The 22,932-nt window shown below is 62.6% G+C and carries 19 protein-coding genes; 11 read left to right on the forward strand and 8 right to left on the reverse strand.

Annotation, left to right across the window (positions count from 1 at the left end; translation table 11 throughout):
* Positions 1–1,061: 1,061 nt before the first annotated feature.
* The gene (locus tag JQ574_RS27360; protein WP_212206218.1) at positions 1,062–1,688 is read right to left on the reverse strand and encodes a glutathione S-transferase family protein; all 627 of its coding nucleotides are present in this window, start codon (positions 1,686–1,688) and stop codon (positions 1,062–1,064) included.
* Between the two features lie 157 nt (positions 1,689–1,845).
* On the opposite strand from JQ574_RS27360, the gene JQ574_RS27365 reads away from it, so the two are divergent.
* Both JQ574_RS27365 and JQ574_RS27370 read left to right on the forward strand, forming a co-directional pair.
* Positions 1,846–2,259: a DUF6636 domain-containing protein gene (locus JQ574_RS27365; RefSeq protein WP_212206216.1), complete on the forward strand. Its 414-nt coding sequence runs from the start codon at positions 1,846–1,848 to the stop codon at positions 2,257–2,259.
* Positions 2,260–2,268: 9 nt separating this feature from the next.
* Entirely contained in the window at positions 2,269–2,901 is a 633-nt protein-coding gene (locus JQ574_RS27370) for a hypothetical protein (RefSeq protein WP_212206214.1), read from the forward strand.
* Positions 2,902–3,069: 168 nt separating this feature from the next.
* Here JQ574_RS27370 and JQ574_RS27375 read toward each other — a convergent pair whose 3' ends face one another.
* The 7 genes from JQ574_RS27375 to JQ574_RS27405 all read right to left on the reverse strand — a co-directional run bounded on the left by JQ574_RS27375 (position 3,070) and on the right by JQ574_RS27405 (position 12,890).
* Positions 3,070–3,663, reverse strand: a complete 594-nt coding sequence (locus JQ574_RS27375) for an N-acetyltransferase (RefSeq protein ID WP_212206207.1) — start codon at positions 3,661–3,663, stop codon at positions 3,070–3,072.
* 6 nt (positions 3,664–3,669) lie between these two features.
* Positions 3,670–5,169: a glycerol kinase GlpK gene (gene glpK, locus JQ574_RS27380; RefSeq protein ID WP_212206199.1), complete on the reverse strand. Its 1,500-nt coding sequence runs from the start codon at positions 5,167–5,169 to the stop codon at positions 3,670–3,672.
* A gap of 246 nt (positions 5,170–5,415) precedes the next feature.
* Positions 5,416–6,189 (reverse strand): SDR family NAD(P)-dependent oxidoreductase, encoded by a 774-nt coding sequence (locus JQ574_RS27385; RefSeq protein WP_212206197.1) that lies wholly within the window; start codon positions 6,187–6,189, stop codon positions 5,416–5,418.
* A 227-nt stretch (positions 6,190–6,416) separates the two neighbouring features.
* Entirely contained in the window at positions 6,417–7,559 is a 1,143-nt protein-coding gene (pimD, locus tag JQ574_RS27390; RefSeq protein WP_212206195.1) for a pimeloyl-CoA dehydrogenase small subunit, read from the reverse strand.
* Positions 7,560–7,737: 178 nt separating this feature from the next.
* Complete coding sequence (gene pimC / locus JQ574_RS27395) at positions 7,738–8,928, reverse strand: pimeloyl-CoA dehydrogenase large subunit (protein ID WP_212206193.1); 1,191 nt, start codon at positions 8,926–8,928, stop codon at positions 7,738–7,740.
* A gap of 10 nt (positions 8,929–8,938) precedes the next feature.
* Positions 8,939–10,621, reverse strand: coding sequence for a dicarboxylate--CoA ligase PimA (pimA, locus tag JQ574_RS27400; protein WP_212206190.1), 1,683 nt, complete (start codon positions 10,619–10,621; stop codon positions 8,939–8,941).
* Between the two features lie 175 nt (positions 10,622–10,796).
* Entirely contained in the window at positions 10,797–12,890 is a 2,094-nt protein-coding gene (locus tag JQ574_RS27405) for a 3-hydroxyacyl-CoA dehydrogenase NAD-binding domain-containing protein (protein ID WP_212206188.1), read from the reverse strand.
* A gap of 161 nt (positions 12,891–13,051) precedes the next feature.
* Between JQ574_RS27405 and JQ574_RS27410 the strand changes: the two genes are divergently transcribed.
* The 9 genes from JQ574_RS27410 (at position 13,052) to JQ574_RS27450 (ending at position 22,890) form a co-directional block, all read left to right on the forward strand.
* Entirely contained in the window at positions 13,052–13,915 is an 864-nt protein-coding gene (locus JQ574_RS27410; RefSeq protein ID WP_192737210.1) for an IclR family transcriptional regulator, read from the forward strand.
* 69 nt (positions 13,916–13,984) lie between these two features.
* Complete coding sequence (locus tag JQ574_RS27415; RefSeq protein WP_212206186.1) at positions 13,985–14,785, forward strand: ABC transporter ATP-binding protein; 801 nt, start codon at positions 13,985–13,987, stop codon at positions 14,783–14,785.
* Entirely contained in the window at positions 14,782–15,495 is a 714-nt protein-coding gene (locus tag JQ574_RS27420) for an ABC transporter ATP-binding protein (protein WP_212038501.1), read from the forward strand. The genes JQ574_RS27415 and JQ574_RS27420 overlap by 4 nt, the downstream gene beginning before the upstream one ends.
* Before the next feature lie 11 nt (positions 15,496–15,506).
* The gene (locus JQ574_RS27425) at positions 15,507–16,385 is read left to right on the forward strand and encodes a branched-chain amino acid ABC transporter permease (RefSeq protein WP_212206184.1); all 879 of its coding nucleotides are present in this window, start codon (positions 15,507–15,509) and stop codon (positions 16,383–16,385) included.
* A gap of 2 nt (positions 16,386–16,387) precedes the next feature.
* The gene (locus tag JQ574_RS27430) at positions 16,388–17,410 is read left to right on the forward strand and encodes a branched-chain amino acid ABC transporter permease (RefSeq protein WP_212038499.1); all 1,023 of its coding nucleotides are present in this window, start codon (positions 16,388–16,390) and stop codon (positions 17,408–17,410) included.
* A gap of 33 nt (positions 17,411–17,443) precedes the next feature.
* Positions 17,444–18,664 carry an ABC transporter substrate-binding protein gene (locus JQ574_RS27435; protein ID WP_409363379.1) on the forward strand — a complete coding sequence of 407 codons (1,221 nt, stop codon included), beginning with the start codon at positions 17,444–17,446 and terminating at the stop codon, positions 18,662–18,664.
* Positions 18,665–18,848: 184 nt separating this feature from the next.
* The gene (locus tag JQ574_RS27440; protein ID WP_212206174.1) at positions 18,849–20,078 is read left to right on the forward strand and encodes an ABC transporter substrate-binding protein; all 1,230 of its coding nucleotides are present in this window, start codon (positions 18,849–18,851) and stop codon (positions 20,076–20,078) included.
* A gap of 171 nt (positions 20,079–20,249) precedes the next feature.
* Complete coding sequence (locus JQ574_RS27445) at positions 20,250–21,479, forward strand: ABC transporter substrate-binding protein (protein ID WP_212206172.1); 1,230 nt, start codon at positions 20,250–20,252, stop codon at positions 21,477–21,479.
* Positions 21,480–21,606: 127 nt separating this feature from the next.
* Positions 21,607–22,890, forward strand: a complete 1,284-nt coding sequence (locus JQ574_RS27450; protein WP_212206170.1) for a glycerate kinase — start codon at positions 21,607–21,609, stop codon at positions 22,888–22,890.
* Positions 22,891–22,932: the final 42 nt, after the last annotated feature.

The following is a 22,932-nucleotide window of genomic DNA, read 5'->3' on the forward strand; positions in this document are numbered from 1 at the left end:
GACGTGAACAAGCGTCCACCGCATCCCGCCGCGCGTTCGTGACGTGCGCACGCCCCTCTTGTCGGGCGGGACGCGACGATTCAAACCGCTGATTTGCCCGACGAGGGAAGTGGAATTTTGCCCGTCGGGTTAATTTGTCGCAGTGCGATCACTTACCCTTCAGGGGAGGGTAAGAAAGAAGCTCATCCCTTCTGCAAGATCTCCGGGAACGGTGGTAAGACCTCGCAGTACAGATCGAACTTCCGACAACTTTGACCGCCATGACAGGATCGGTAGTTTACACGAAGCGTGCCCTCGCAGGGCCGCAATCACTGATTTCAGACCGAGCGGTTTTCCGGATGCGAATGAAAAACGCTGCGCTGTTTGCCATCGGATTCTTGTCCATCAATCTTGGGCTGCCTGACAGCGCGAGATGCCAAACTTCGCTTGCTCCTCCGCTTTCGCTGGCCCGGCCGGCACCATCGCCGGACGAGGCTGTGCCGCCGCCTCCAGCTGTCATCCTGGCTTCGCCGCCAACAGCTACTGAGGAAGCGCCTCCACCAAGGGCAACCGCCAAGCGTGCGGCGCCGCCGGTCGCCAAGGACGCGTCACAGCCTGCGGCAGCCGACGACACGCCTCCACCGAGGGCAACCGCCAAGCGCGCGGCGTCGCCGGTCGCCAGGGACGCGTCACCGCCAGCAGCAAGCGATGACGCTCCTCCACCGAGGGCGACCGCCAAGCGCGCGGCGCCGCCGGTCGCCAGGGACGCGTCACCGCCAGCAGCAAGCGATGACGCTCCTCCACCGAGGGCGACCGCCAAGCGCGCGGCGCCGCCGGTCGCTAGGGAGACAGCGCCGCCGAAGCCGGCTGCTGACTACGACGGCTTCACCACCGATGCCCAGAACGAGCCCGTTGCAAAATTACCGGACCTGCCACGCACAGCTAAACGGTCGAAACCCATCAAAGAGCCCGATAGCACAGCCCAGGGACCGTGGGCGGATTCCCCGGAAGATGAGCCGCTCAGGCGCAAGCTGACGATCTGCCGCGACTGCAAGTAATAGCGCCCGGAATGATGGGGAGATTCACCCCTTCGGCGGATCGAGCCGCTGAAAAATTTCCTGGAACGGCGGCAGCGCCTCGCAGCGCGCGGCGTGGGCCTGCAGCGCCGGATAGCGCGCGTCGAACAGATGAGGATGCGCCTCACTGATGAAACGCAGTGCACAGGCGATCATGATATCAGCGTGGCCGATGCGATCGCCGAACCAGTATGGCGTAGGGATCGTCTCGCGCTCCTTTTCCAGCATCTCGAGCACGCCGCCGATTTGCGTCTGGCAGCGCTCGACCCAGAGCTGCAGCTGCTCCTTGCGCAGCACCCGCTCATAGATCAGGCTGACCGCCTTGTCGGCGAGACCACTGCCCAGCGAGCAGATCCGCAATTGCCGCCGGCGCAAATCGCCGCGCTCGGCCATCATCGCCGCTTCCGGGCCGACCAGTTCGTCCAGCGCATCCAGGATGGCGGTGCTCTCGATCAGCGCCTCGCCGCTGTCAAGCACCAAAGTCGGCACCCGGCGCAGCGGATTATACGGCGCGATCTTGTCCGCATCGCCGAAGGTCGACCACGGCCGGTGCTCGAACGGCAAGTCATACAGCCGCAGGGCAATCGCGACGCGGCGGACGAAGGGGGAGTCGTATTGGCCGATCAGGAACATGGGTGACTGTGTCCTACTTGTCATGGCCGGGGCGTCAGCGCGAAGCGCGTCTTTGTGCTAGCTACCCGGCCATCCATCTGCTTTGAAGGTGTCATCATGAAGGGTGATGGATGCCCGGATCAAGTCCGGGCATGACATTCGAGACCGAAGGAACGACATGCGCCTATCCCTCGCCGTCCTCACACTGTCAGTATTATTCACAGGCGCAGCCAATGCCCAGAGCGGCCCCATCGGCTTCCAGTCGCCTTCGAAAAACATCGCCTGCGCCTATTTCGACTACGACAAGCAGAACACGCTCCGATGCGACATCATGGAAGCCACCGTGACCGCGCGCCGGCCGGCCGACTGTGATCTTGAATGGGGCAAGGCGTTCGAGATGCGATCCAGGGGCAGCGCCGTGCGCCTGTGCTACGGCGACACGGTCATGGATCCCAAAATGCCGATGCTGGCCTATGGCGAAGTCTGGCAGCGCGGCGGCTTTACCTGCACGTCGGAGCAATCAGGCGTGACGTGCTTCAATGCGGACAGGCGCGGGTTTTCGCTGTCGCGGGCGAAGCAGGACTTGTTTTGAGGGAAGACGATGAGCGTCCGGCGCCTACTCACACTTTTGATGCTGTTCTTTCTGACATTCAGCCTTGCACAAGCGCAAACCGCGATGAACGAACTCATATCCCCCTCCATCAAGGTTCTTGGCTTTTACTCGCCGAGCGCCGCATCCGATCGGTACTCGCGATTCATCCAGCAAGAGATCGCCTCCCACGACCCGGCAAATTTCCCAGAAGATCAGAAGATCTTGCTTCGCAAGCTAGGGCGAGGAGATGCGTTGCAGCCATTCACCGAAGATGATCGAAGAGAGTGGGAAAAGCACCTGCGCCGGCACATGGATGATGCGACAGTAATCGAGGTGCTGATCAGCAACCCCAGTGCGACATTCGATATCGGCGGATTCGTCCAACCCGATCCCTCTCAACCCGAAAGCACCTGGCAAGTCGCGTGGAATGAGAAATTCCTCACTGCCGATGGAGAACATTTGCTTGAGGTCAGGCGTGGCAAGAAGTTGCCCGACGTGCCGCAGTTCCGCGTCGTTTTCGTCATCCATTCTTGGAAGCAAAATCTTCCGTTGCGGTCCAGCGATGGGGAACTTTCGCTGCCCCCAATCCAACCCCTGCCCGAGCGCCTTTGGCGGCTGGCGCCGTATCAGATGCCAGGCTGAGACGTTTTAGGATAGTGAGGTCACCTCGGTGATCGGAACGTTCTCTAGTGCTACCCGTCATGGCCGGGCTTGACCCGGCCATCCACGTCTTTGATTCCCTAGCAAGAAAGCAAGACGTGGATCACCGGGACAAGCCCGGTGATGACGGTTGCGAGAGCGTTCGTCCCATCACTCAATCACCGGCACGTGACTCGCCGCGTCACGCGGCGCCGTTCCATCAATCCGCGGATCGTTCTCGATCTCGATTTGCCGCCGGAAGGCGCGAAAGCCCGAGCGCTGATAGAACGCCACCGCGCCGGGATGATCGTGGGTGCAGGTGTGCAGCCAGAGCCGCGCGATCGGACGCGACCATGAAAGCTCCAGCGCGCGATTCATGAGCCAGCGGCCGGCGCCGCTGCCGAACAGTTTTGTGGTGACGCCGAAGAAAGTGATTTCGCACTGGCCGGCCTCGCGGAAATCCAGCTCCAGCAAACCCTCGTCGCGCCCCTCATGCTCCAGCGCATAGACTTCCACCAGCGGCGAATGAATGATCGCCGCGAGTTTGGCGTCCCCCATCCGCGCCCGCGAAATCCATAGCCATTCCTCGCCGACACGGCGGAACAGCTTGCGATACCAGTCGAGCGCGGGCGTCTCGACCCGGCGCAGCGTCCAAGCGCCCGCAGGGTCGGACGGAATCGCCGGAAGTTCGGTCATCTCCAGATGCGTGACGACGGTGGCGATCTTGCCGGCGGGGACGTCGTGCGTGCCGTCGGGGAGGATCATTCGACGTTACTCCCCCTCGTCACTCGCCAGCAGCCCCTTCACCGCCCTCGCCCATCCCGCCAGCTTTCGCTCGCGTGTCGCCGCACTCATCGCCGGCTTGAAGCGATGTTCCAGCCGCCAGTTGTCGGCGAATTTTGCCGGCTCCGGATAGACGCCCGCCTGCAGCCCGGCGAGGTAGGCGGCGCCGAGCGCGGTGGTTTCCTGGATCATCGGGCGATCGACCGGCGCGTCTAGGAGATCTGCGAGGCGCTGCATGGTCCAGTCGGAGGCGGTCATGCCGCCGTCGACGCGGAGCACGTTGGCGGCTTTTTCGCCCGGCCAGTCGACGCGCATCGCCTCGCGCAGATCGTAGGTCTGGTAGCAGACGCTTTCCAGCGCAGCGTGCGCGAGTTCGGCGGGGCCGGTGTTGCGGGTGAGGCCGAATAGCGCGCCGCGGACGCGCGGATTCCAGTAGGGCGCGCCTAAGCCGACGAAGGCCGGCACCAGGTAGACGCTCTGCATGGAGTCGGATTTGTCGGCGAGCGGGCCGGTCTCCGACGCCTGCTTGATGATGCCGAGGCCGTCGCGCAGCCATTGCACCGCGCTTCCGGCGACGAAGATCGAGCCTTCGAGCGCGTAGGTGCGCTTGCCGTTCAATTGATAGGCGATTGTGGTGAGCAGCTTGTTCTTCGAGGCCACCGGCGTGGCGCCGGTGTTGAGCAGGGCAAAGCAGCCGGTGCCGTAGGTCGATTTGATCATGCCGGGCGTGAAGCAGGCCTGGCCGATGGTGGCAGCCTGCTGGTCGCCGGCGATGCCTGATATCGGGATCACGCCACCGAACAGGCCTGGCTCGCTCTCGCCGAATCTGGCGGAAGAATCCTTCACCTCAGGCAGCATCGAGCGCGGCACGCGCAGCAGTTTTAGCAGGTCGTCGTCCCATTCGCCGGTGTGGATGTTGAACAGCAGCGTGCGCGAGGCGTTGGTGGCGTCTGACGCGTGCACCTTGCCGCCTGACAGACGCCACAGCAAATAGCAATCGACGGTGCCGAACATCAGTTCGCCGCGCGCCGCGCGCTCGCGCGCGCCGGGCACGTGGTCGAGGATCCAGGCGACTTTGGTGCCCGAGAAATAGGGATCGATGATCAGGCCTGTTTTGGCCGAGATCGCCGGCTCATGGCCTTCGGCCTTCAGCTTGGCACAGATGTCGGCGGTGCGGCGGTCCTGCCAGACGATGGCGCGGTGTACGGCCTGGCCGGTGGCGCGGTCCCACACGACAGTGGTTTCGCGCTGGTTGGTGATCCCGATCGCGGCGATGTCTTTGGCCTTCAGCCCGGCTTTTTCCAGCGCTTCGCGGCAGACCATCACCGTCGAGGTCCAGATATCCTCCGGCTCGTGCTCGACCCAGCCCGAGGCCGGGAAATGCTGCGGGAATTCCTGCTGCGCCGTGGCGGCGATCGAAATGTCCGATCGAAACACGATGGCGCGCGAGGATGTGGTGCCCTGATCGATGGCCAGCACAAAGGACATGATGGTGCTTCCCGGAAAGGTTGGTGGTGGCCGAGAGGCAATCCGATTGAGAGGCGAAGGTCAATATCTCACCGTCGTCCCGGCGAACGCCGCTCTTCCTTCTCCCCTTGTGGGAGAAGGTGGCGCGAAGCGCCGGATGAGGGGTCTGTATCCTCAAACTCGAATCTTGCGTGAGGAGAGAACCCCTCACCCGTCGCCTCACTTCGTGAGGCGCCACCCTCTCCCACAAGGGGAGAGGGAAGAGCGCTACGTCGCCGCCGTCGTCACGCCGCCATCCACCACAATCGTCTGCCCGGTCATGAACGTCGAGGCATCCGACGCCAGATACGCCACGGCACCTGCGATTTCGTCGGGTTCGCCGATGCGGCGCAGCGGCGTCGAGGCGGTGCGACGCTTCAGATTGTCCGGGTCTTCCCACAACGCCTTGGCGAAATCGGTTTTCACGAGGCCCGGCGCCACGCAATTGACGCGGACGCCCTTCGGGCCCCATTCGCCGGCGAGGCTGCGGCACAGCGAGAAATCCGCGGCCTTCGAGATACCGTAGGCGCCGATCACGGTCGAGCCGCGAAACCCGCCGATCGAAGAGATGATGACGACCGAGCCGTTGCCGCGTTCGGCCATCTGCGGGATTGCCTGCGCGCAGAGCCAGATGTTGCTCTTGACGTTGGAGCCCATGATCTTGTCGAAGGCCTCGTCCTTGATGTCGAGCAGCGGGCCGTAATACGGATTGACCGCGGCGTTGCAGACCAGGATGTCGACCTTGCCGTAATGCTTTGTGGTGCCCGAGATCAACGCGTCGACTTCCTCGCGGCGCGAGATGTTGCAGGGAATGACATGGGCATCGCCGCCTGATTTCTTGATGCCTTCGGCGACCTCCACGCAGGCATCCGCCTTGCGGCTGGAAATCACGACCTTGGCGCCGAGCTTTGCCAGCAATTCCGCCGAGGAGCGACCGATGCCGCGGCTCGAGCCGGTGATGACGGCTACTTTGCCGGTGAGATCGAACGGGGTGTTTTTCATTGTTGTTTTCTCGCTGACTGTTTTTAGCCGTCATTGCCTGCGACAAACGCGAAGCGTTTGCGCTGGGAGCGTTTGCGACGAAGCACCCATACTTGCTTTGCCGCACGATGGATTGCTTCGCTTCGCTCGCAATGACGACCTCATTTCGTCATGCCCGGGCTTGACCCGGGCATCCATCTTTTCGAAGAGCGATGGATTGCCGGGTCAAGCCCGGCAATGACAGTTTGTCAGATCAACCCACCCGCATCCGTCACACGGCGCAAATGATAATCCGTGTCGCCAAAAGTGTTCTCGATCATGGTCAGGCGCTTGAAGTAGTGGCCGATCTTGGCTTCCTGGGTCATGCCGATGCCGCCATGGAGCTGGATCGACTGCTGGCCGACGAATTTCAGCGACTTGCCGATCTGCACTTTCGCGGCAGCCACAGCTGTCGCGCGCTCCTTGGCGTTGTCGAAATCGGCCGCCATGGTCGCGAACATCGACATGCTGCGGGCCTGTTCGACGGCGACGAACATGTCGGCGGCGCGGTGCTGCAGGGTCTGGAAGGTGCCGATCGCGACGCCGAACTGTTTGCGGGTTTTCAGGTACTCGACCGTGGATTTCAGCGATTCATCCATCGCGCCGACGGCTTCGGCGCACATCGCGGTGCGGGCGTCGTCGACCACGCGCTCGATCAGATCAAGCGCGTTCTCGGGATCGCCGATCGCAGCCTCGGCGCCAACCTCGACGCCGGTCAGCGTGATGTCGGCGGCATGCAGGCCGTCCTGGGTCGGATAGCCCTTGCGGCCGATGCCCTTGGCGTTGGCGGGCACCAGGAACACGCCGATGCCGTTCCTGTCGCGCCGCTCGCCCTTGGTGCGCGCGGTCACGATGAGGGTGTCGGCGTTCTCGCCGTTGATCACGACGAATTTTTCGCCGTCGATCACCCAGCCGGCGCCCTTTTTCTTCGCGGTCGTGGCGACGTCGGAAAGATCGTAGCGCGAATTCTTCTCGAGCTGCGCAAACGCAAACGTCTTGCTGCCGTCGATAATCCCGGGAATATGCGCGGCCTTCTGCTCGGCCGAGCCGCCATGGCGCAGGAAGCCGCCGGCGATGACGACGGTGGCGAGATATGGCTCCAGCACCAGCGCCTTGCCCATCGCCTCCATCACGATCGCGGTCTCGACCGCGCCGGCGCCGAAGCCGCCGTCTTCTTCCGAGAACGGCAGACCGAGCAACCCCTGTTCGGCAAGCTTGCCCCAGACGGTCTTGCTCCAGCCGCCCTTCTCGGTGCGGTATTTCTTGCGCGCCTCGAAGTCGTAGGAATCGTTGAGGAGACCGTCGACGCTTTCCTTGAGAAGCCGCTGCTCCTCGGACAAATCAAAATCCATGTTCGTTACTCTCTCCGGCTATCGATGCGGAGCGACGCTGTCGCCCCATTTTCCCCTCGTCATCCCCGCGAAGGCGGGGATCCAGTAATCGCCGGTGGTGCGTAAGCCACGACCGCCGCGGCGTACTGGGTCCCCGCCTGCGCGGGGACGACAGTTGTTGTTTGTCGCGCAGCTCGGCTTACAACCCCAACACCGCCTTGGTGATGATGTTGCGCTGGATCTCGTTGGAGCCGCCGTAGATCGAGACCTTGCGGTTGTTGAAGTAGCTCGGCGCGATCTGCGCGGTCCAGTCCATCGCCTCGTTGGAGCCGTCGTCGCCATGCTCGTCATAGGGCGCGGCGAACGGTCCGATCACTTCCATTAACAGCTCGGTGGTGGTCTGCTGAATTTCCGAGCCCTTGATCTTCAAGACCGAGGACGCCGGATTGGGCTTGCCCTTGCCGTGCTTGCCTTCGTCGGCGACGACGCGCAGCTGGGTGAGCTCGAGCGCCTTCAACTCGATCTCGCAGGCCGCGAGCTTCTCGCGGAACCCCTGGTCTTCGAGCACGGGCTTGCCGTTGGATTCGACCTTGGCGGCGAGATCCTTGATGCGGCGCAGCCGCTCCTTGGAAACGCCGACCCGGGCGATGCCGGTGCGCTCATTGCCGAGCAGGAATTTGGCGTAATCCCAGCCCTTGTTCTCCTCGCCGATCAGGTTCTCGACCGGAACCTCGACGTCGTCGAAGAACACTTCGTTGACCTCGTGGCCGCCGTCGATGGTTTCGATCGGGCGCACCGTGATGCCCTTCGACTTCATGCTGAACACGATGAACGAGATGCCCATCTGCTTCTTGGCGTTGTTGTCGGTGCGGCAGAGGCAGAAGATCATGTCGGCGTGCTGGGCCAGCGTGGTCCAGGTCTTCTGGCCGTTGATGATGTATTTGTCGCCACGGCGCTCGGCCTTGGTCTTCAGCGAGGCGAGGTCCGATCCGGAGCCCGGCTCGGAGAAGCCCTGGCACCACCAGTCGTCGACATTGGCGATGCGCGGCAGATACTGCTTCTTCTGCGCCTCATTGCCGAAGGTGTAGATCACAGGGCCGACCATGCTGACGCCGAAGGCGAGCGGCGCCGGCGCCGGGTGCATCTGCAGTTCTTCGTTGAAGATGTAGTGCTGCACGGAGGTCCAGCCGGTGCCGCCATATTCCTTCGGCCAGTGCGAGACGCCCCAGCCCTTCTTGTTCAGGATGCGCCACCAGGTCACCATCTCGTCCTTGGACAGGTGGCGGCCTTCCTGCAGCTTGCGCCGCGTATCCGGCGGCACGTTATCCTTGAAGAAGGCCCGCACTTCCTCACGAAACGCTATTTCTTCCTTGCTGAAAGCGAGATCCATCGGATCCTCCTTACTGAGCTAACCGTTGTTTGGGTTGGGCCGTCTGCGGCGAAGGCTGCCGCAGGCGCAATTCATGACGCGAAAGTTTTCCGACCGGCGTGCGCGGCAGTTCATCGACGAAATCGAGCGCGGCCGGAATTTCATGCTTGCCGAGCTTGCCGGTGAGGAAGCTGCGCAACTCGTCCAGCGCGAACGGTTTTGCATCCGCGCGTAGCTTGATGAAAGCCTTGGCGGCCTCGCCGCGGTAATCGTCGGGAATTCCGATCACGATCACTTCCTGCACCGACGGGTGAGTGTAGATCGCCTGCTCGATCATCTGCGGATAGACGTTGAAGCCGCCGGAGATGATCATGTCCTTCTTGCGGTCGACCAGGTAGAAATAGCCGTCGCCATCCATGTAGCCGATGTCGCCGGTCAGGAAGCGGTCGCCCACGAACGCTTCGGCGGTTTCCTGGGGCCGATTCCAGTAGCCTTTTGTCACATTTGGTCCGCGGATGCGGATTTCGCCGACTTCGCCGACCGGCATCAGCTGCTTGGGATCGTCGAGCGACACTACGTCCATCTCGATCCCCGGCAGCATCAAACCGATCGAGCCCGGCTTGTCCGGCCCTTCCTTCGGGTGCGCGGTGCCGGGCGAGCAGGTCTCGGTCATGCCCCAGCCGCTCTTCAGCTTCATGCCGACCCGCTGTTCGAGGATCCGCGCGACCTCGACCGGCAGCGGTGCGCCGCCCGAGCCGACGCTGACCAGCGAGGACAGATCGCGCTTGTCGAGATCGGGCAATGCGGCGATCGCGATCCACATCGTCGGCACGCCGGGGAACGCGGTGGCGCGCTTCGTCTCGATATCGCGCATGACAGCCTCGACGTCGAAACGTTGGTGCAGCGAGATCAGATGGCCGCGCCGGATCGAGGACAGCAGCACCACCGTCAAGGCATAGATATGGAACAGCGGCAGCACGCAGATCACGCGCTCGATTGGATTGTTGCGCTCGGCGCGCGATGGCCTGCCCCAGACGTCGTAGACCGACACGGCCGACGTCAGGTTACCGTGGCTGAGCATGGCGCCCTTCGGCAGGCCCGTGGTGCCGCCGGTATATTGCAGCAGCGCGACATCATCGGCGCTGATATCAGGCCATTGCGCGGGTCTTGCCGCGCCGTCGGTGAATTGCCTGTAGGTGATGACGGCCGGATTGTTCGGCAATGCCGTCTGCGGCGTGCCGACCTTGCCCCAATCATCGTCCTCGCAGACGATCAGGCGATCGAGCAGACCCTTGTCGAGGAATTTCAGTGCGGTCGGCAACAGCGCCGACAAATTGCTGGTGACCAGCACGCGCGCGCCGGAATCCGAGAGCTTGTGCGACAGCGCGATCTCGCCGTCGAGCGGGCTGAGATGCACGATGCGGGCACCGGCCTTCAGCGCGCCGAAGAAATTGACGGGATGGTCCGGCGAATTGCCGAGGAACAGCGCGACCGATTGATCCTTGCTGTAGCCGGCGCGAAGGAAGGCCGAGGCTGCCGTCTCTACCAGCGCTTCGAGTTCTACGTAGCTGATCGGCCGGTCGCGGAATTCGAGCGCCGGGCGCGACCCGAACTCGGCGGCTGCTGCCGACAACAAATCAGGCAGCGTGCCGCGCGGCAGCGGATCGTCCCACTGAACGCCTTGCGGATAGAACTGTTCGCCGGGATGGGTCATGCAAATTCTGCGACGCGTGAGGTGAGCACAAATCTACAGGCTCCCTCCCCCCTTGCGGAGGAGGGTTGGGGAGAGGGGTCCACACGGGCAGTCCCGATGACGCCACCCCTCTCCCTAGCCCTCCCCCGCAAGGGGGGAGGGAACGGATCAAGCGAGCGAATGTCGCTTTTAACCATCAAGCCGCTTTCGACTGCGCCAGCGACGCAAAGGTCTTGCCCTCCGCGGCGAGACGCTTGAGCAGCGGCGCCGGTTCGAGCGAAGGATCGTTGGTCTCCTTGGCATAGTACGACAGACGATCCGCGATGTGCTTGAGGCCGACCTGGTCGGCATAGAACATCGGGCCGCCGCGATAGATCGGCCAGCCATAGCCATAGAGCCAGATCACATCGATATCGCTCGGACGCGCCGCGATGCCCTCCTCCAGGATCCGCGCGCCCTCGTTGATCATCGGGTACATCATGCGCTCGAGGATCTCGTCATCGCTGACGGTGCGGGTCTTGCGCCCCAAGCGCTGCAGGGTTTCCGCGATCAGCTTCTCGACTTCCGGATCGGGCATCGGCGAGCGCGAACCGCCTTCATACTTGTAGTAGCCCTTGCCGGTCTTCTGGCCGAAGCGGCCGGCCTCGCACAGCGCGTCCGCGATTTCCGACTTGATGCCGCGGTCTTTCCGCGAGCGCCAGCCGATATCGAGGCCGGCGAGATCGCCCATCGCGAACGGGCCCATCGGCATGCCGAATTTCGTCACGACGGCATCGACCTGCTGCGGCAAGGCGCCTTCGAACAACAACTTTTCCGACTGCTTGCCGCGCTGGGCGAGCATGCGATTGCCGACAAAGCCGTCGCAAACGCCGACCACCGCCGGAACTTTCGCAATTTTGCGCGCGATCGAGACGGCCGTGGTCAAGGCATCCGGCGCGGTCTTGTCGGCGCGCACGATCTCGCACAGCTTCATGACGTTGGCCGGGGAGAAGAAGTGCATGCCGAGCACGTCCTGTGGACGGCTGGTCACCTTCGCGATCTCGTCGATGTTGAGATAGGAGGTGTTGGAGGCGAGCACGGCGCCCTTCTTGGCGTGCTTGTCGAGCGCGGTGAACACTTCCTTCTTGACCGCCATGGTTTCGAACACGGCTTCGATCACAAGGTCAGCGTCCTTGACGTTCTCAAGGCCGACCACGCCGGTGATCAGGCCCATCCGCTTGGCCGGCGCATCGGCTGGGATGCCACCGCGCGCGGCGGTCGCCTCGTAATTCTTCTGCATCACGCCCATGCCGCGCTTGAGCTGCTCTTCGCCGGTTTCGATCAGCGTCACCGGGATACCGGCATTGGCGAACGACATCGCAATGCCGCCGCCCATGGTGCCGGCGCCGATGATGGCGACACGCTCGACATTGCGCGGCTTGGTGCCTTCGGGAACGCCGGCGACTTTTGCCGCCTCGCGTTCGCTGAAGAAGGCGTAGCGCTGCGCCTTGGACTGGTCTGACGACACCAGCTTGAGGAAGCCCTCGCGCTCCTTCTTCAACCCCTCGTCGAACGGCAATTCGATCGCGGCGCGCACGGCGTCGGCGGCGGCGAACGGGGCTTCCAGCCCGCGCGCCTTCTTGGTGAGGGCCGCGACGGCGTTGGTGAAGATCGAAATGTCGGCTTTCGCCGCGGCGAGTTTTGAATCGTCGTCGCGCAGCTTGCGCAGCGGACGCTTCTCCGCCAGCACCTTGAGGGCAAAGGCCTCGCCGCCCGAGGCCGGGCCTTCGACGATTTCCTCGATCAGGCCGTTCTTGAGGGCTTCCGCGGCGCTGATCGGATCACCGCTGACGATCATCTTGACCGCCATTTCCGGGCCGATCGCGCGCGGCAGGCGCTGCGTGCCGCCGGCGCCGGGCAACAGGCCGAGCTTCACTTCCGGCAGGCCGAGTTTTGCCTCTTTGGTCGCGACGCGGTAGTGGCATGCCAGAGCGACTTCGAGACCGCCGCCGAGCGCGGTGCCGTGGATCGCGGCAATGATCGGCTTCGGCGAGTTCTCCATCGCGACCAGCACTTCATGCAGGCCGGGCGGCTTCGGCGGCTTGCCGAATTCGGTGATGTCGGCGCCGGCGATGAAGGTGCGGCCGCCGCAGGTCAGCACGATCGCCTTTACCTCGGGATCAGCGATCGCGGCCTTCATGCACTCGAAAATGCCGCCACGCACGGCGGCGCTGAGCGCGTTTACCGGGGGGCTGTTGACCGTGACGATGGCGATGGCGTCATGACGTTCGAGTGTTACGACTTCGTTCACGGGACTCTCCCTTGATCCTTGTTCTTGGTTTGCCGCTCGACTTGCGTTGAGTAGCTACGGGCTTTGTTGATTTCGCACTGCGAAATTCAATTCCACATCTTGACAGCGAGGGTTATTTTGAAGCACGTCCCTTGTCAACGAGCTCGGCACAGCAGCAGGCAATGAAACGTCCAGGGAAGAAAGCGGCGACTGACCGCAGCTTCGTCGTCGCGCTCTCCCGCGGACTTGATGTGTTGCGCGCATTCCAACCCAACGACGGGCTTCTTGGCAATCAAGAGATCGCTGCCCGTACTAAATTGCCGAAGCCAACCATTTCCCGGCTGACCTACACCTTGACCAAGCTGGGTTACCTTACACCCGTTCCGCGGTTCGAAAAGTATCAGCTCGCGCCATCAGCCATGGCCCTGGGGTATGCCGCGCTGGCCAATCTCGGCGTTCGGCATTTGTCCGAACCCTACCGTGAAGCGCTGATGCGCGAGACCGGCGGCGCGGTTGCGGTCGGCGGCCGCGACCGTCACAGCATGATCTATTTCGGCCAGAGCCGGACCGGCTTGCTTGGGGTGCAGCTCGACGTCGGTTCGCGGGTACCGATCGCGACCACCGCGATGGGGCGCGCCTACATCTGGGCACTGCCCGATGACGAGCGCGCCGCTTTGTTGCGCGAACTGCGCGATCACTACGGCAGCCGCTGGGCCCGGATGCGCGACGGCATCGAACGCGCGGGCGAAATGGTGGTGCGTCAGGGATTCACGATCTCCGCAGGCGAATGGCAAGACGATGTGCACGCGGTAGGCGTTGCGTTGAAGCTCAGCGATGGAACCGGGCCGTATGCCTTCAATTGTGGCGCGCCCGCTTTCCGTTTCACGGAAGATCGCTTGATCAACGACATTGGACCTCGCCTTGTGACGATGGTAAGGAACATCGAGGCGGCGCTGGGCGGCGCGGCCCCGCAATCCAAAAAAGAAGAGAACAAGAAATTGAAAGCAGGAGGGAAAGTTGCACGTGTGGTCGAGGGGATCAGGTAGCCATCATCATGGCCAGCGCAGAGTTTCGCGCGGTCATTCCCGCCCCATGAGTCATGTGGGCGGGACGCGATGACGCAGGCACAGCTCGCGCAGGGAAATGCTCCCTTGCTTGCGGTTCGCGACGTCAGCGTCGTGTTCGGCGGCATCATCGCGTTGAATGGCGTGTCCTTTGACATGCACAAGGGCGCCATCCTCGGCCTGATCGGACCGAACGGCGCCGGCAAGACGACGCTCTTCAACTGCCTTTCCAGGCTTTATCAGCCGAGCACCGGCGACATCCTGATGGAAGGCGTCAGCATCCTGACGCGGCCAGCGCACAAGATCGCCGAGATCGGCATCGGCCGCACCTTCCAGAACGTCGCGCTGTTTCCCAATCTCTCGGTGATGGACAATGTTCGCGTCGGCTGCCACGCGCGCTCCTCCAGCGACATCATCTCGGATTCGCTCAAGCTCGCCTGGGTTCGGCGCGGCGAAACGGAGATCAACAGGAAGGTTCATGAGATCCTCGATTATCTGGATCTCGGTGACGTCGCCCATACCGTGGTGTCCGGTCTGCCCTTCGGCACCCAGAAGCGCGTTGAGCTGGCGCGCGCGCTGGCTGCCGATCCGAAGATCCTGCTGCTCGACGAGCCCGCCGGCGGTCTCAACCACGAGGAAGTTCACGTGCTCGGCGACCTGATCCGCCGCATTCGCGACGAACGCCATATGACCGTGCTGCTGGTCGAACATCACATGGGTCTTGTCATGTCGATCGCCGACCATGTCGTCGCGCTCAATTTCGGCCGCAAGCTTGCCGAGGGAACCCCGGCCCAGGTCCAGGCCGACCCGGATGTCATCAAAGCCTATCTGGGGAGCAAGGACGACCAATGACCGCGATGCTCAACGTCAAGGATTTGCGGGCCTATTACGGCCAGGTCCAGGCGCTCCATGGCCTGTCCTTTGCCCTCAACGAGGGCAGCCTGACCACGCTGCTCGGGGCCAACGGCGCCGGCAAGACCACCACCCTGCGGGCGATCTGCAACATGGTTCGCTCCACCGGCGCTATCGAATTCGAGGGCAAGTCGCTCTCCGGCCGTTCGACCGAAAACGTCGTCCGTCTCGGCATTGCGCATGTGCCACAGGGCCGCGGCACTTTCACCACCATGACGGTGGAAGAGAACCTGCAGCTCGGCGCCATCACGCGCAGCGACTCGAAGAACATCGTTTCCGACATCGAGCGCATGTACGCGCATTTCCCGGTGCTGAAGGAACGCCATACCCAGCAGGCCGGAACGCTGTCGGGCGGCGAACAGCAAATGCTCGCGGTCGCGCGTGCGCTGATGTTGCGGCCGCGGCTGATGCTGCTGGACGAGCCGTCCTTCGGTCTCGCCCCCCTGATCGTGCGCGACCTGTTCAAGATCCTCGGCAAGATCAACCGTGAGGACAAGGTTACCATTCTGGTGGTGGAGCAGAACGCGCAACTGGCTCTGGAGCTCGCCGATCAGGCCTATGTGATCGAAACCGGAAAAATCGTGATGTCGGGGAACGCGAAGGAAATCGCGAGCAACGAAGACGTCCGCAAATCCTATCTGGGCTACTGAGGAGCACGGCCGTGGAACTATTTACCAACCAAGTCCTGGCCGGCGTCGCCACAGGCGCGATCTATGCCTGTATGGCGCTCGCGGTGGTCATGATCTACCAGGCGATCGACCATCTGAATTTCGCCCAGGGCGAAATGGCGATGTTCTCGACCTTCATCTCCTGGCAGCTGATGCAGTGGGGCATACCCTACTGGTGGGCCTTCCTGGCCACGCTGGCGATTTCGTTCGCAGGCGGCATCCTCATCGAGCGGCTGCTGTTCAAGCCGCTCGCCAAGGCCCCGGTCCTGACCAACGTCGCAGGCTTCATCGCCCTGTTCGCCATCGTCAACTCGGTCGCCGGCCTGATCTGGGATTTCACCATCAAGCAGTATCCGACGCCGTTCGGATCCTCGCCCTTCCTCGGCAGCCAGCTGATCTCGACCCACCAGGCCGGGATGATCGGCGTCACTCTGCTGATGCTGGTCGGGCTGTACCTGTTTTTCCAGTTCACCCGGATCGGCCTTGCGATGCGCGCTGCAGCGGCATTGCCGGAATCGGCGCGGCTGGTCGGCGTCAACACCTCCTGGATGATTGCGCTCGGCTGGGGCATGGCCTCCGCGATCGGCGCCGTCGCCGGCATCCTGATCGCCCCGGTCGTGTTCCTCGAACCGAACATGATGGGCGGCGTCCTGGTTTACGGCTTTGCCGCCGCCGTGCTCGGCGGACTTAGCTCGCCGCTTGGCGCCGTCATCGGCGGCTTCCTGGTCGGCGTCTTCGAGAACCTCGCCGGCACCTACATCCCCGGCGTGGGCAATGAACTGAAACTGCCGATCGCGCTTGCGCTGATCATCACCGTCCTGGTCTTCAAACCTGCCGGTCTCTTCGGCCGAACCATCGTCAAGCGAGTCTGATCATGAGCGCAGCTGCAGAAGACGCCGTTACAGAAGCCCCGGCCGTCGAGGCCGTTCCGAAGCGCGCCATGACGCTGGGCACCGGCACCTCGCTGGTGATCCTGGCGGCGCTGCTCGTTACCCCCATATTCGTGAAGAACTTCGTCGTCTTCCAGATGACGATGGTCATGATCTACGGGATCGCGGTGCTGGCGCTCAACATCCTGACCGGCGGAAGCGGTCAGTTCTCACTCGGCCAGAGCGCGTTCTACGCGCTCGGCGCCTATACGTCGGCGGTCCTGATGGAAGTCGCCAACGTGAACTACGCGCTGACGCTGCCGATCGCGGGCCTGGTGTCGTTCGGCGCCGGCTATCTGTTCGGCAAGCCCGCCTTGCGGCTTTCCGGCATCTACCTTGCCCTTGCCACCTTCGCGCTGGCGGTCGCCATGCCGCAGCTCCTGAAGCTGCATTTCCTCGAGGCTTGGACCGGCGGCGTGCAGGGCCTCACCGTCATGAAACCCGATGCGCCGTTCGGCCTGCCGATCGGACAGGACAAGTGGCTCTACTACTTCACACTGGCGATCTCGCTGGCGATCTATATCGGGTCGATCAACCTGCTGCGCTCGCGCTCGGGCCGCGCCTTCATGTCGATCCGCGACAATGAGATCGCGGCCTCGGCGATGGGCGTCGACGTCGCGCAGTACAAGACGCTCGCCTTCGGCGTGTCCGCGGGCATCACCGGCATCGCCGGCGGGCTCAGCGCCATCGTCGTGGCGTTCGTGGCGCCCGACAGCTACACGATCAACCTGGCCATCGCGCTGTTCCTCGGCATGGTGGTCGGCGGCGTGGGCTGGCTGCCGGGCTCGTTCGTCGGCGCGGCCTTCATCATCTTCGTGCCCAACATCGCCGAGAGCATCTCCAAGGGCCTCTCCGGCGCCGTGTTCGGCGTGCTGCTGTTCCTTGTCATCTTCCTGGTGCCGCACGGCGCAAGGCAGGTCGCAATGGTTGCCCAGCATTTGCTCGGCAAACTAACGAAGAAAAACTAACCTCAAACTCGAATACAGGATCCGGATATAATGATGCTTTCGACAAGAAGCGCCGCGTTCGCGACGGCGCTCATCGCCTCTTTTGCCGTCAGCGGCAATGCTCTCGCCCAGAAGAAGTACGACACCGGCGCGTCCGATACCGAAATCAAGATCGGCAACATCATGCCCTACAGCGGACCGGCGTCCGCCTACGGCGTGATCGGCAAGACCGAAGAGGCCTACTTCAAGAAGATCAACGCTGAAGGCGGCATCAACGGCCGCAAGATCAACTTCGTCTCCTACGACGACGCCTATTCGCCGCCCAAGGCGGTCGAACAGGTGCGTAAGCTGGTCGAAAGCGACGAAGTGCTCGTCGTGTTCAATCCGCTCGGTACACCCTCCAACACCGCGATGCAGAAGTACCTCAACTCCAAGAAGGTGCCGCAGCTGTTTGTGGCCACCGGCGCCACCAAATGGAACGAGCCCAAGGACTTCCCCTGGACCATGGGCTGGCAGCCCAGCTACCAGAGCGAAGCGCGCATCTATGCCAAGTTCCTGATGAAGGAAAAGCCGGCTGCCAAGATCGCCGTGTTTTATCAGAACGACGATTTCGGCAAGGATTACCTCAAGGGCCTGAAGGACGGCTTCGGCGCCAAGGCGTCGATGATCATTGCCGAGGAAAGCTACGAGACCTCGGAGCCGACCATCGACAGCCACATCGTCAAGCTCAAGGCCACCGGCGCCGACGTCTTCATCAACATCGCCACGCCGAAATTCGCCGCCCAGGCGATCAAGAAGATCGCGGAAATCGAATGGAAGCCGATGCACCTGCTCACCAACGTCTCGGCGTCGGTCGGCAGCGTGATCAAGCCGGCGGGCTTCGAGAACGCGCAAGGCATCCTCTCGGCGGCCTACGCCAAGGACGGCGCGGACGCGCAGTGGGACAATGATCCCGCGATGAAGAAGTTCTACGACTTCCTCGCGAAGTATTATCCTGAGGCCAACAAGCTCGACGGCTCGGTGGTCTACGGCTACGGCGCGGCGCAGACCATGGTGAAGGTGCTGGAAATGTGCGGGGACGATCTCACCCGCGCCAACGTGATGAAGCAGGCGGCGAGCCTGAAGGACTTCACGCCCGACACCCTGCTGCCCGGCGTCAAAATCAACACGTCAGCCAAGGATTTCGCCCCGATCGAACAGCTTCAGATGCAGCGGTTCAAGGGCGAGAAATGGGAGCTGTTCGGCGACATCATCAGCGGCGAACTCAGTAATTAATATTCCGCGTCACGGGCAGTACGCCCGGGACCTTAGACAAAATATCGCCTCCCGCGGCTCCGTCGCGGGGGGCTTTTTGTTGCCCGGCGCGGCCGAAAGGTATTCAATAAAGGCAGGAGCCGGAAAGTGCTCCAACTTCAAGAAAAAACGACACATTCATCACGGTCTCCAGGGAGAGAAAAACATGCCTGCTATCAACTTGCGATTGGGGGCCTTTTCGGCTGCCCTCGCAGTACTTGCCGCCACCAGCAGCGGCGCACTTGCCCAAAAGAAATACGACACCGGCGCATCCGACACCGAGATCAAGATCGGCAACATCATGCCCTACAGCGGACCCGCTTCCGCCTACGGCGTGATCGGCAAAACGGAAGCCGCCTATTTCAACAAAATCAATGCGGAAGGCGGCATCAACGGCCGCAAGATCAACTTCGTTTCCTACGACGACGCCTATAGTCCGCCGAAGACGGTCGAGCAGGTGCGCAAGCTGGTGGAGAGCGACGAAGTTCTGCTCGTCTTCAATCCTCTCGGCACGCCGCCGAACTCGGCGATCCAGAAATACATGAACCAGAAGAAGGTGCCGCAACTGTTCGTCGCCACCGGCGCGACCAAATGGAACGACCCCAAGGAGTTTCCCTGGACCATCGGCTGGCAACCGAACTACCAGAGCGAAACCATCATCTACGCCAAGTACATTCTGAAGCACAAGCCGGACGCCAAGATCGGCGTGCTGTACCAGAACGACGATTACGGCAAGGATTACCTGAAGGGCCTGAAGGACGGACTTGGCGCCAAGGCGGCGTCGATGATCGTCCTGGAGGAGAGCTTCGAAGTGTCGCAGCCGACCATCGACTCCCACATCGTCAAGCTCAAGGCCAGCGGCGCCGATGTGTTCATCAACATCACCACCCCGAAATTCGCGGCGCAGGCGATCAAGAAGAACATGGAGATCGGCTGGAAGCCGCTGCACTTCCTCAACAACGTCTCGGCCTCGATCGGCAGCGTCATCAAGCCGGCCGGCTTCGAAAACGCGCAGGACATCATTTCGTCGAACTACCTGAAGGATCCGACCGACAAGCAATGGAAGGACGATGCGGGGATGAAGGCCTGGAACGAGTTCCTGGACAAATACTACCCCGAAGCCAACCGTGCCGACGCGTCGGTCATGTACGCCTACACCGTGGCCCAGGGCCTCGTTCACGTGCTGAAAGCCAGCGGTGACAACCTGACCCGCGAAAACATCATGAAGCAGGCCGCCAGCATCAAGAACCTCGAGCTCGGCGGCTTGCTGCCCGGCATCAAGGTCAACACCTCGGCGACCGACTTTGCCCCGATCTCGCAGCTGCAGCTCATGAAGTTCAAGGGCGAGGGCTGGGAACTGTTCGGCGAAATTCTCACGGGCGACGTCGGCGGCTAGCTCGACTGCCTGACTACTAAAGGAGCAGCCCCTGCGGCATCGCCGCAGGGGCTTTTTCTTGATGCTTTGCGCTAAATCGTATTCAATCCCGTCCACGTCATGCGCAAACTGCAATCAACAACAGAGCGTGACGCTTGCACAAAAAGACAATCTCAAAAAGGGAGAATCGGAATGCCTATTGCTACCAGCAGACTCGCTATTGCCTCGGCCGCGTTCATTGCGTTCGCAGCCACGAGCAACGGCGCGCTCGCTCAAAAAAAATACGACAGCGGTGCCACCGATACTGAAATCAAGATCGGCAACATCATGCCCTATAGCGGCCCTGCTTCCGCCTACGGCGTGATCGGCAAGACCGAAGAGGCCTACTTCAAGAAGATCAACGCGGAAGGCGGCATCAACGGCCGCAAGATCAACTTCATCAGCTATGACGATACCTACTCACCGCCGAAGACCGTCGAGCAGGCGCGCAAGCTGGTCGAAAGCGACGAGGTGCTGCTGGTGTTCAACCCGCTCGGCACTCCGCCGAATTCGGCGATCCAGAAATATATGAACAGCAAGAAGGTACCGCAGCTGTTCGTCGCCACCGGCGCCACCAAGTGGAACGATCCGAAGAACTTCCCCTGGACCATGGGATGGCAGCCCAACTATCAGAGCGAAACACAGATCTATGCGAAGTACATCCTGAAGGAGAAGCCGAACGCCAAGATCGCCGTGCTCTATCAGAACGACGACTACGGCAAGGACTATCTGAAGGGCTTCAAGGACGGGCTCGGCGCCAAGGCCGCGTCGATGATCGTGATCGAGGAGAGCTATGAAGTCTCCGAGCCGACGATCGATTCCCACATCGTCAAGATGAAGTCGACCGGCGCCGACGTGTTCATCAACATCACCACGCCGAAGTTCGCGGCGCAGGCGATCAAGAAGAACGCTGAAATCGGCTGGAAGCCGCTGCACTTCCTCAACAACGTCTCGGCCTCGATCGGCAGTGTCATCAAGCCGGCCGGCATGGAAAACGCCCAGGACATCATCTCGTCGCAGTACCTGAAGGATCCGACGGATGCGCAGTGGAAGGACGATCCCGGCATGAAGGCCTGGAACGCGTTCCTGGACAAGTATTATCCGGAAGCCAACCGCGCCGACGCGTCGGTGATCTTCGGCTACACCGTGGCCCAAGGTCTTGTGCATGTGCTGAAGGCTTGCGGCGATAATCTCACGCGCGAGAACGTCATGAAGCAGGCGGCCAACATCAAGAACCTCGAACTCGAAGGCTTGCTGCCGGGTATCAAGGTCAACACCTCGCCCACCGACTTTGCGCCGATTTCGCAGGTGCAGCTGATCAAGTTCAAGGGCGAGACGTGGGAACGCTTCGGCGAAATCCTCTCCGGTGACGTCGGCGGCTAGCTATCTGGAATTTCGATCGGCCCATTTGTGGCCTCAAGCGCCCCCGCGGCCTCGCCCGCGGGGGTTTTCTTTTGCGGCGATTGGATGGATAACCGGTCTCCCATTCGCGATCTCTGGCGTGAAACCGATGACCGACCGACGTCCCCTCCTGCGTGCGATCTTCGATGCAGCCGTCGCAGCCGCGCATCCCGATGTGGTGCTGTCGGCGCATTTGCCCCCAGCACCCAAAGGCCGGGTGATTTGCCTTGCCGCCGGCAAGGGCGCCGCGGCCATGGCCGCGTCCGCCGAGCGGCACTATCTCGATACGCTCGCGCTCGACCCGGAGCGCCTCACCGGCATTGCCACCACCCGGCATGGCCACGGCGTGCCGACGCGGCGGATCAGGGTGGTCGAAGCCGGCCATCCCGTGCCCGACGAAGCCGGGCTGAAAGCCGCCGACGACACGCTGCGTCTCGCGGCCGAGGCAACCGCCGATGACCTGTTGCTGGTGCTGCTGTCGGGCGGCGGCTCGGCGAACTGGATCGCGCCGGTGGACGGCGTTTCGTTCGCACAGAAGCAGCAGGTGAATCGTGCGCTGCTCCGTTCCGGCGCGCCGATCGGCGAGATGAATATCGTCCGCAAGCATTTGTCGCGCATCAAGGGCGGCCGGCTGGCCCGCGCCGGTCACCGCGCCGCCGAAATCGTCACGCTGGCGATCTCGGACGTGCCGCACGACGACCCGTCCGCGATCGCCTCGGGACCGACGGTACCGGATCCGACCACGCTGGCGGACGCCCGCGCGCTGGTCGCAAAATACAATCTCGCCGTCGACGACGCGGTTCGGCGCGCGCTGGACGACCCGAAGAACGAGAGCTGCAAGCCCGGCGATTCCGCTTTCGCGCGCGCGCGATTCGAACTGATCGCGCGGCCGAAGGCCTCGCTCGATGCGGCGATCAGGATTGCACAGGAAGCGGGCTACACCATCATCGGTCTCGGTGCCGACCTCGAAGGCGAGGCGCGCGAGGTCGCGGCCGCGCACGTCCAACTGGCGCTGAAAGCGCGCAGCGAGGGCAAGCGCACCGCGATCCTGTCGGGCGGCGAACTCACCGTGACCGTGCGCGGCAACGGCCGCGGCGGCCCCAACCAGGAATATGCACTGGCGCTGGCGGACCTCTTGAAAGAGATACCGGACGTTAGTGCGCTGGCCGGCGATACCGATGGCGCCGATGGCGGCGCCGGCAGCGCGAGCGACCCGGCCGGCGCCGTGATCGACCAGACCACATTTGCGAAGATGAATTCGCTTGGCCTCGATCCCAGGGCCTATCTGGACAACAACGACGCCACCGCCTTCTTTGTGGCAACGGGCGACCTGCTGCTGACTGGTCCGACGCTCACCAATGTCAACGACGTCAGGGTGATCCTGGTCGACTGAATTTGGGCCGCGGTCCTTTGATTTGGGCCCTTCGACTTGATA

This window comes from Bradyrhizobium sp. AUGA SZCCT0158 (assembly GCF_018130065.1).
In the GTDB taxonomy this organism is placed as follows: domain Bacteria; phylum Pseudomonadota; class Alphaproteobacteria; order Rhizobiales; family Xanthobacteraceae; genus Bradyrhizobium.

Bases quoted from the DNA above. Each gene is read 5' to 3' on its own strand.
- JQ574_RS27420 (WP_212038501.1), top strand. From the start codon at position 14,782: ATGACCGCGATGCTCAACGTCAAGGATTTGCGGGCCTATTACGGCCAG.
- JQ574_RS27435 (WP_409363379.1), top strand. From the start codon at position 17,444: ATGCTTTCGACAAGAAGCGCCGCGTTCGCGACGGCGCTCATCGCCTCT.
- JQ574_RS27430 (WP_212038499.1), top strand. From the start codon at position 16,388: ATGAGCGCAGCTGCAGAAGACGCCGTTACAGAAGCCCCGGCCGTCGAG.
- JQ574_RS27385 (WP_212206197.1), bottom strand. From the start codon at position 6,189: ATGAAAAACACCCCGTTCGATCTCACCGGCAAAGTAGCCGTCATCACC.
- JQ574_RS27440 (WP_212206174.1), top strand. From the start codon at position 18,849: ATGCCTGCTATCAACTTGCGATTGGGGGCCTTTTCGGCTGCCCTCGCA.
- JQ574_RS27375 (WP_212206207.1), bottom strand. From the start codon at position 3,663: ATGATCCTCCCCGACGGCACGCACGACGTCCCCGCCGGCAAGATCGCC.
- JQ574_RS27450 (WP_212206170.1), top strand. From the start codon at position 21,607: ATGACCGACCGACGTCCCCTCCTGCGTGCGATCTTCGATGCAGCCGTC.
- glpK (WP_212206199.1), bottom strand. From the start codon at position 5,169: ATGTCCTTTGTGCTGGCCATCGATCAGGGCACCACATCCTCGCGCGCC.
- pimA (WP_212206190.1), bottom strand. From the start codon at position 10,621: ATGACCCATCCCGGCGAACAGTTCTATCCGCAAGGCGTTCAGTGGGAC.
- JQ574_RS27445 (WP_212206172.1), top strand. From the start codon at position 20,250: ATGCCTATTGCTACCAGCAGACTCGCTATTGCCTCGGCCGCGTTCATT.
- JQ574_RS27365 (WP_212206216.1), top strand. From the start codon at position 1,846: ATGCGCCTATCCCTCGCCGTCCTCACACTGTCAGTATTATTCACAGGC.
- JQ574_RS27370 (WP_212206214.1), top strand. From the start codon at position 2,269: ATGAGCGTCCGGCGCCTACTCACACTTTTGATGCTGTTCTTTCTGACA.
- JQ574_RS27360 (WP_212206218.1), bottom strand. From the start codon at position 1,688: ATGTTCCTGATCGGCCAATACGACTCCCCCTTCGTCCGCCGCGTCGCG.
- pimD (WP_212206195.1), bottom strand. From the start codon at position 7,559: ATGGATTTTGATTTGTCCGAGGAGCAGCGGCTTCTCAAGGAAAGCGTC.
- JQ574_RS27415 (WP_212206186.1), top strand. From the start codon at position 13,985: ATGACGCAGGCACAGCTCGCGCAGGGAAATGCTCCCTTGCTTGCGGTT.
- pimC (WP_212206193.1), bottom strand. From the start codon at position 8,928: ATGGATCTCGCTTTCAGCAAGGAAGAAATAGCGTTTCGTGAGGAAGTG.
- JQ574_RS27410 (WP_192737210.1), top strand. From the start codon at position 13,052: ATGAAACGTCCAGGGAAGAAAGCGGCGACTGACCGCAGCTTCGTCGTC.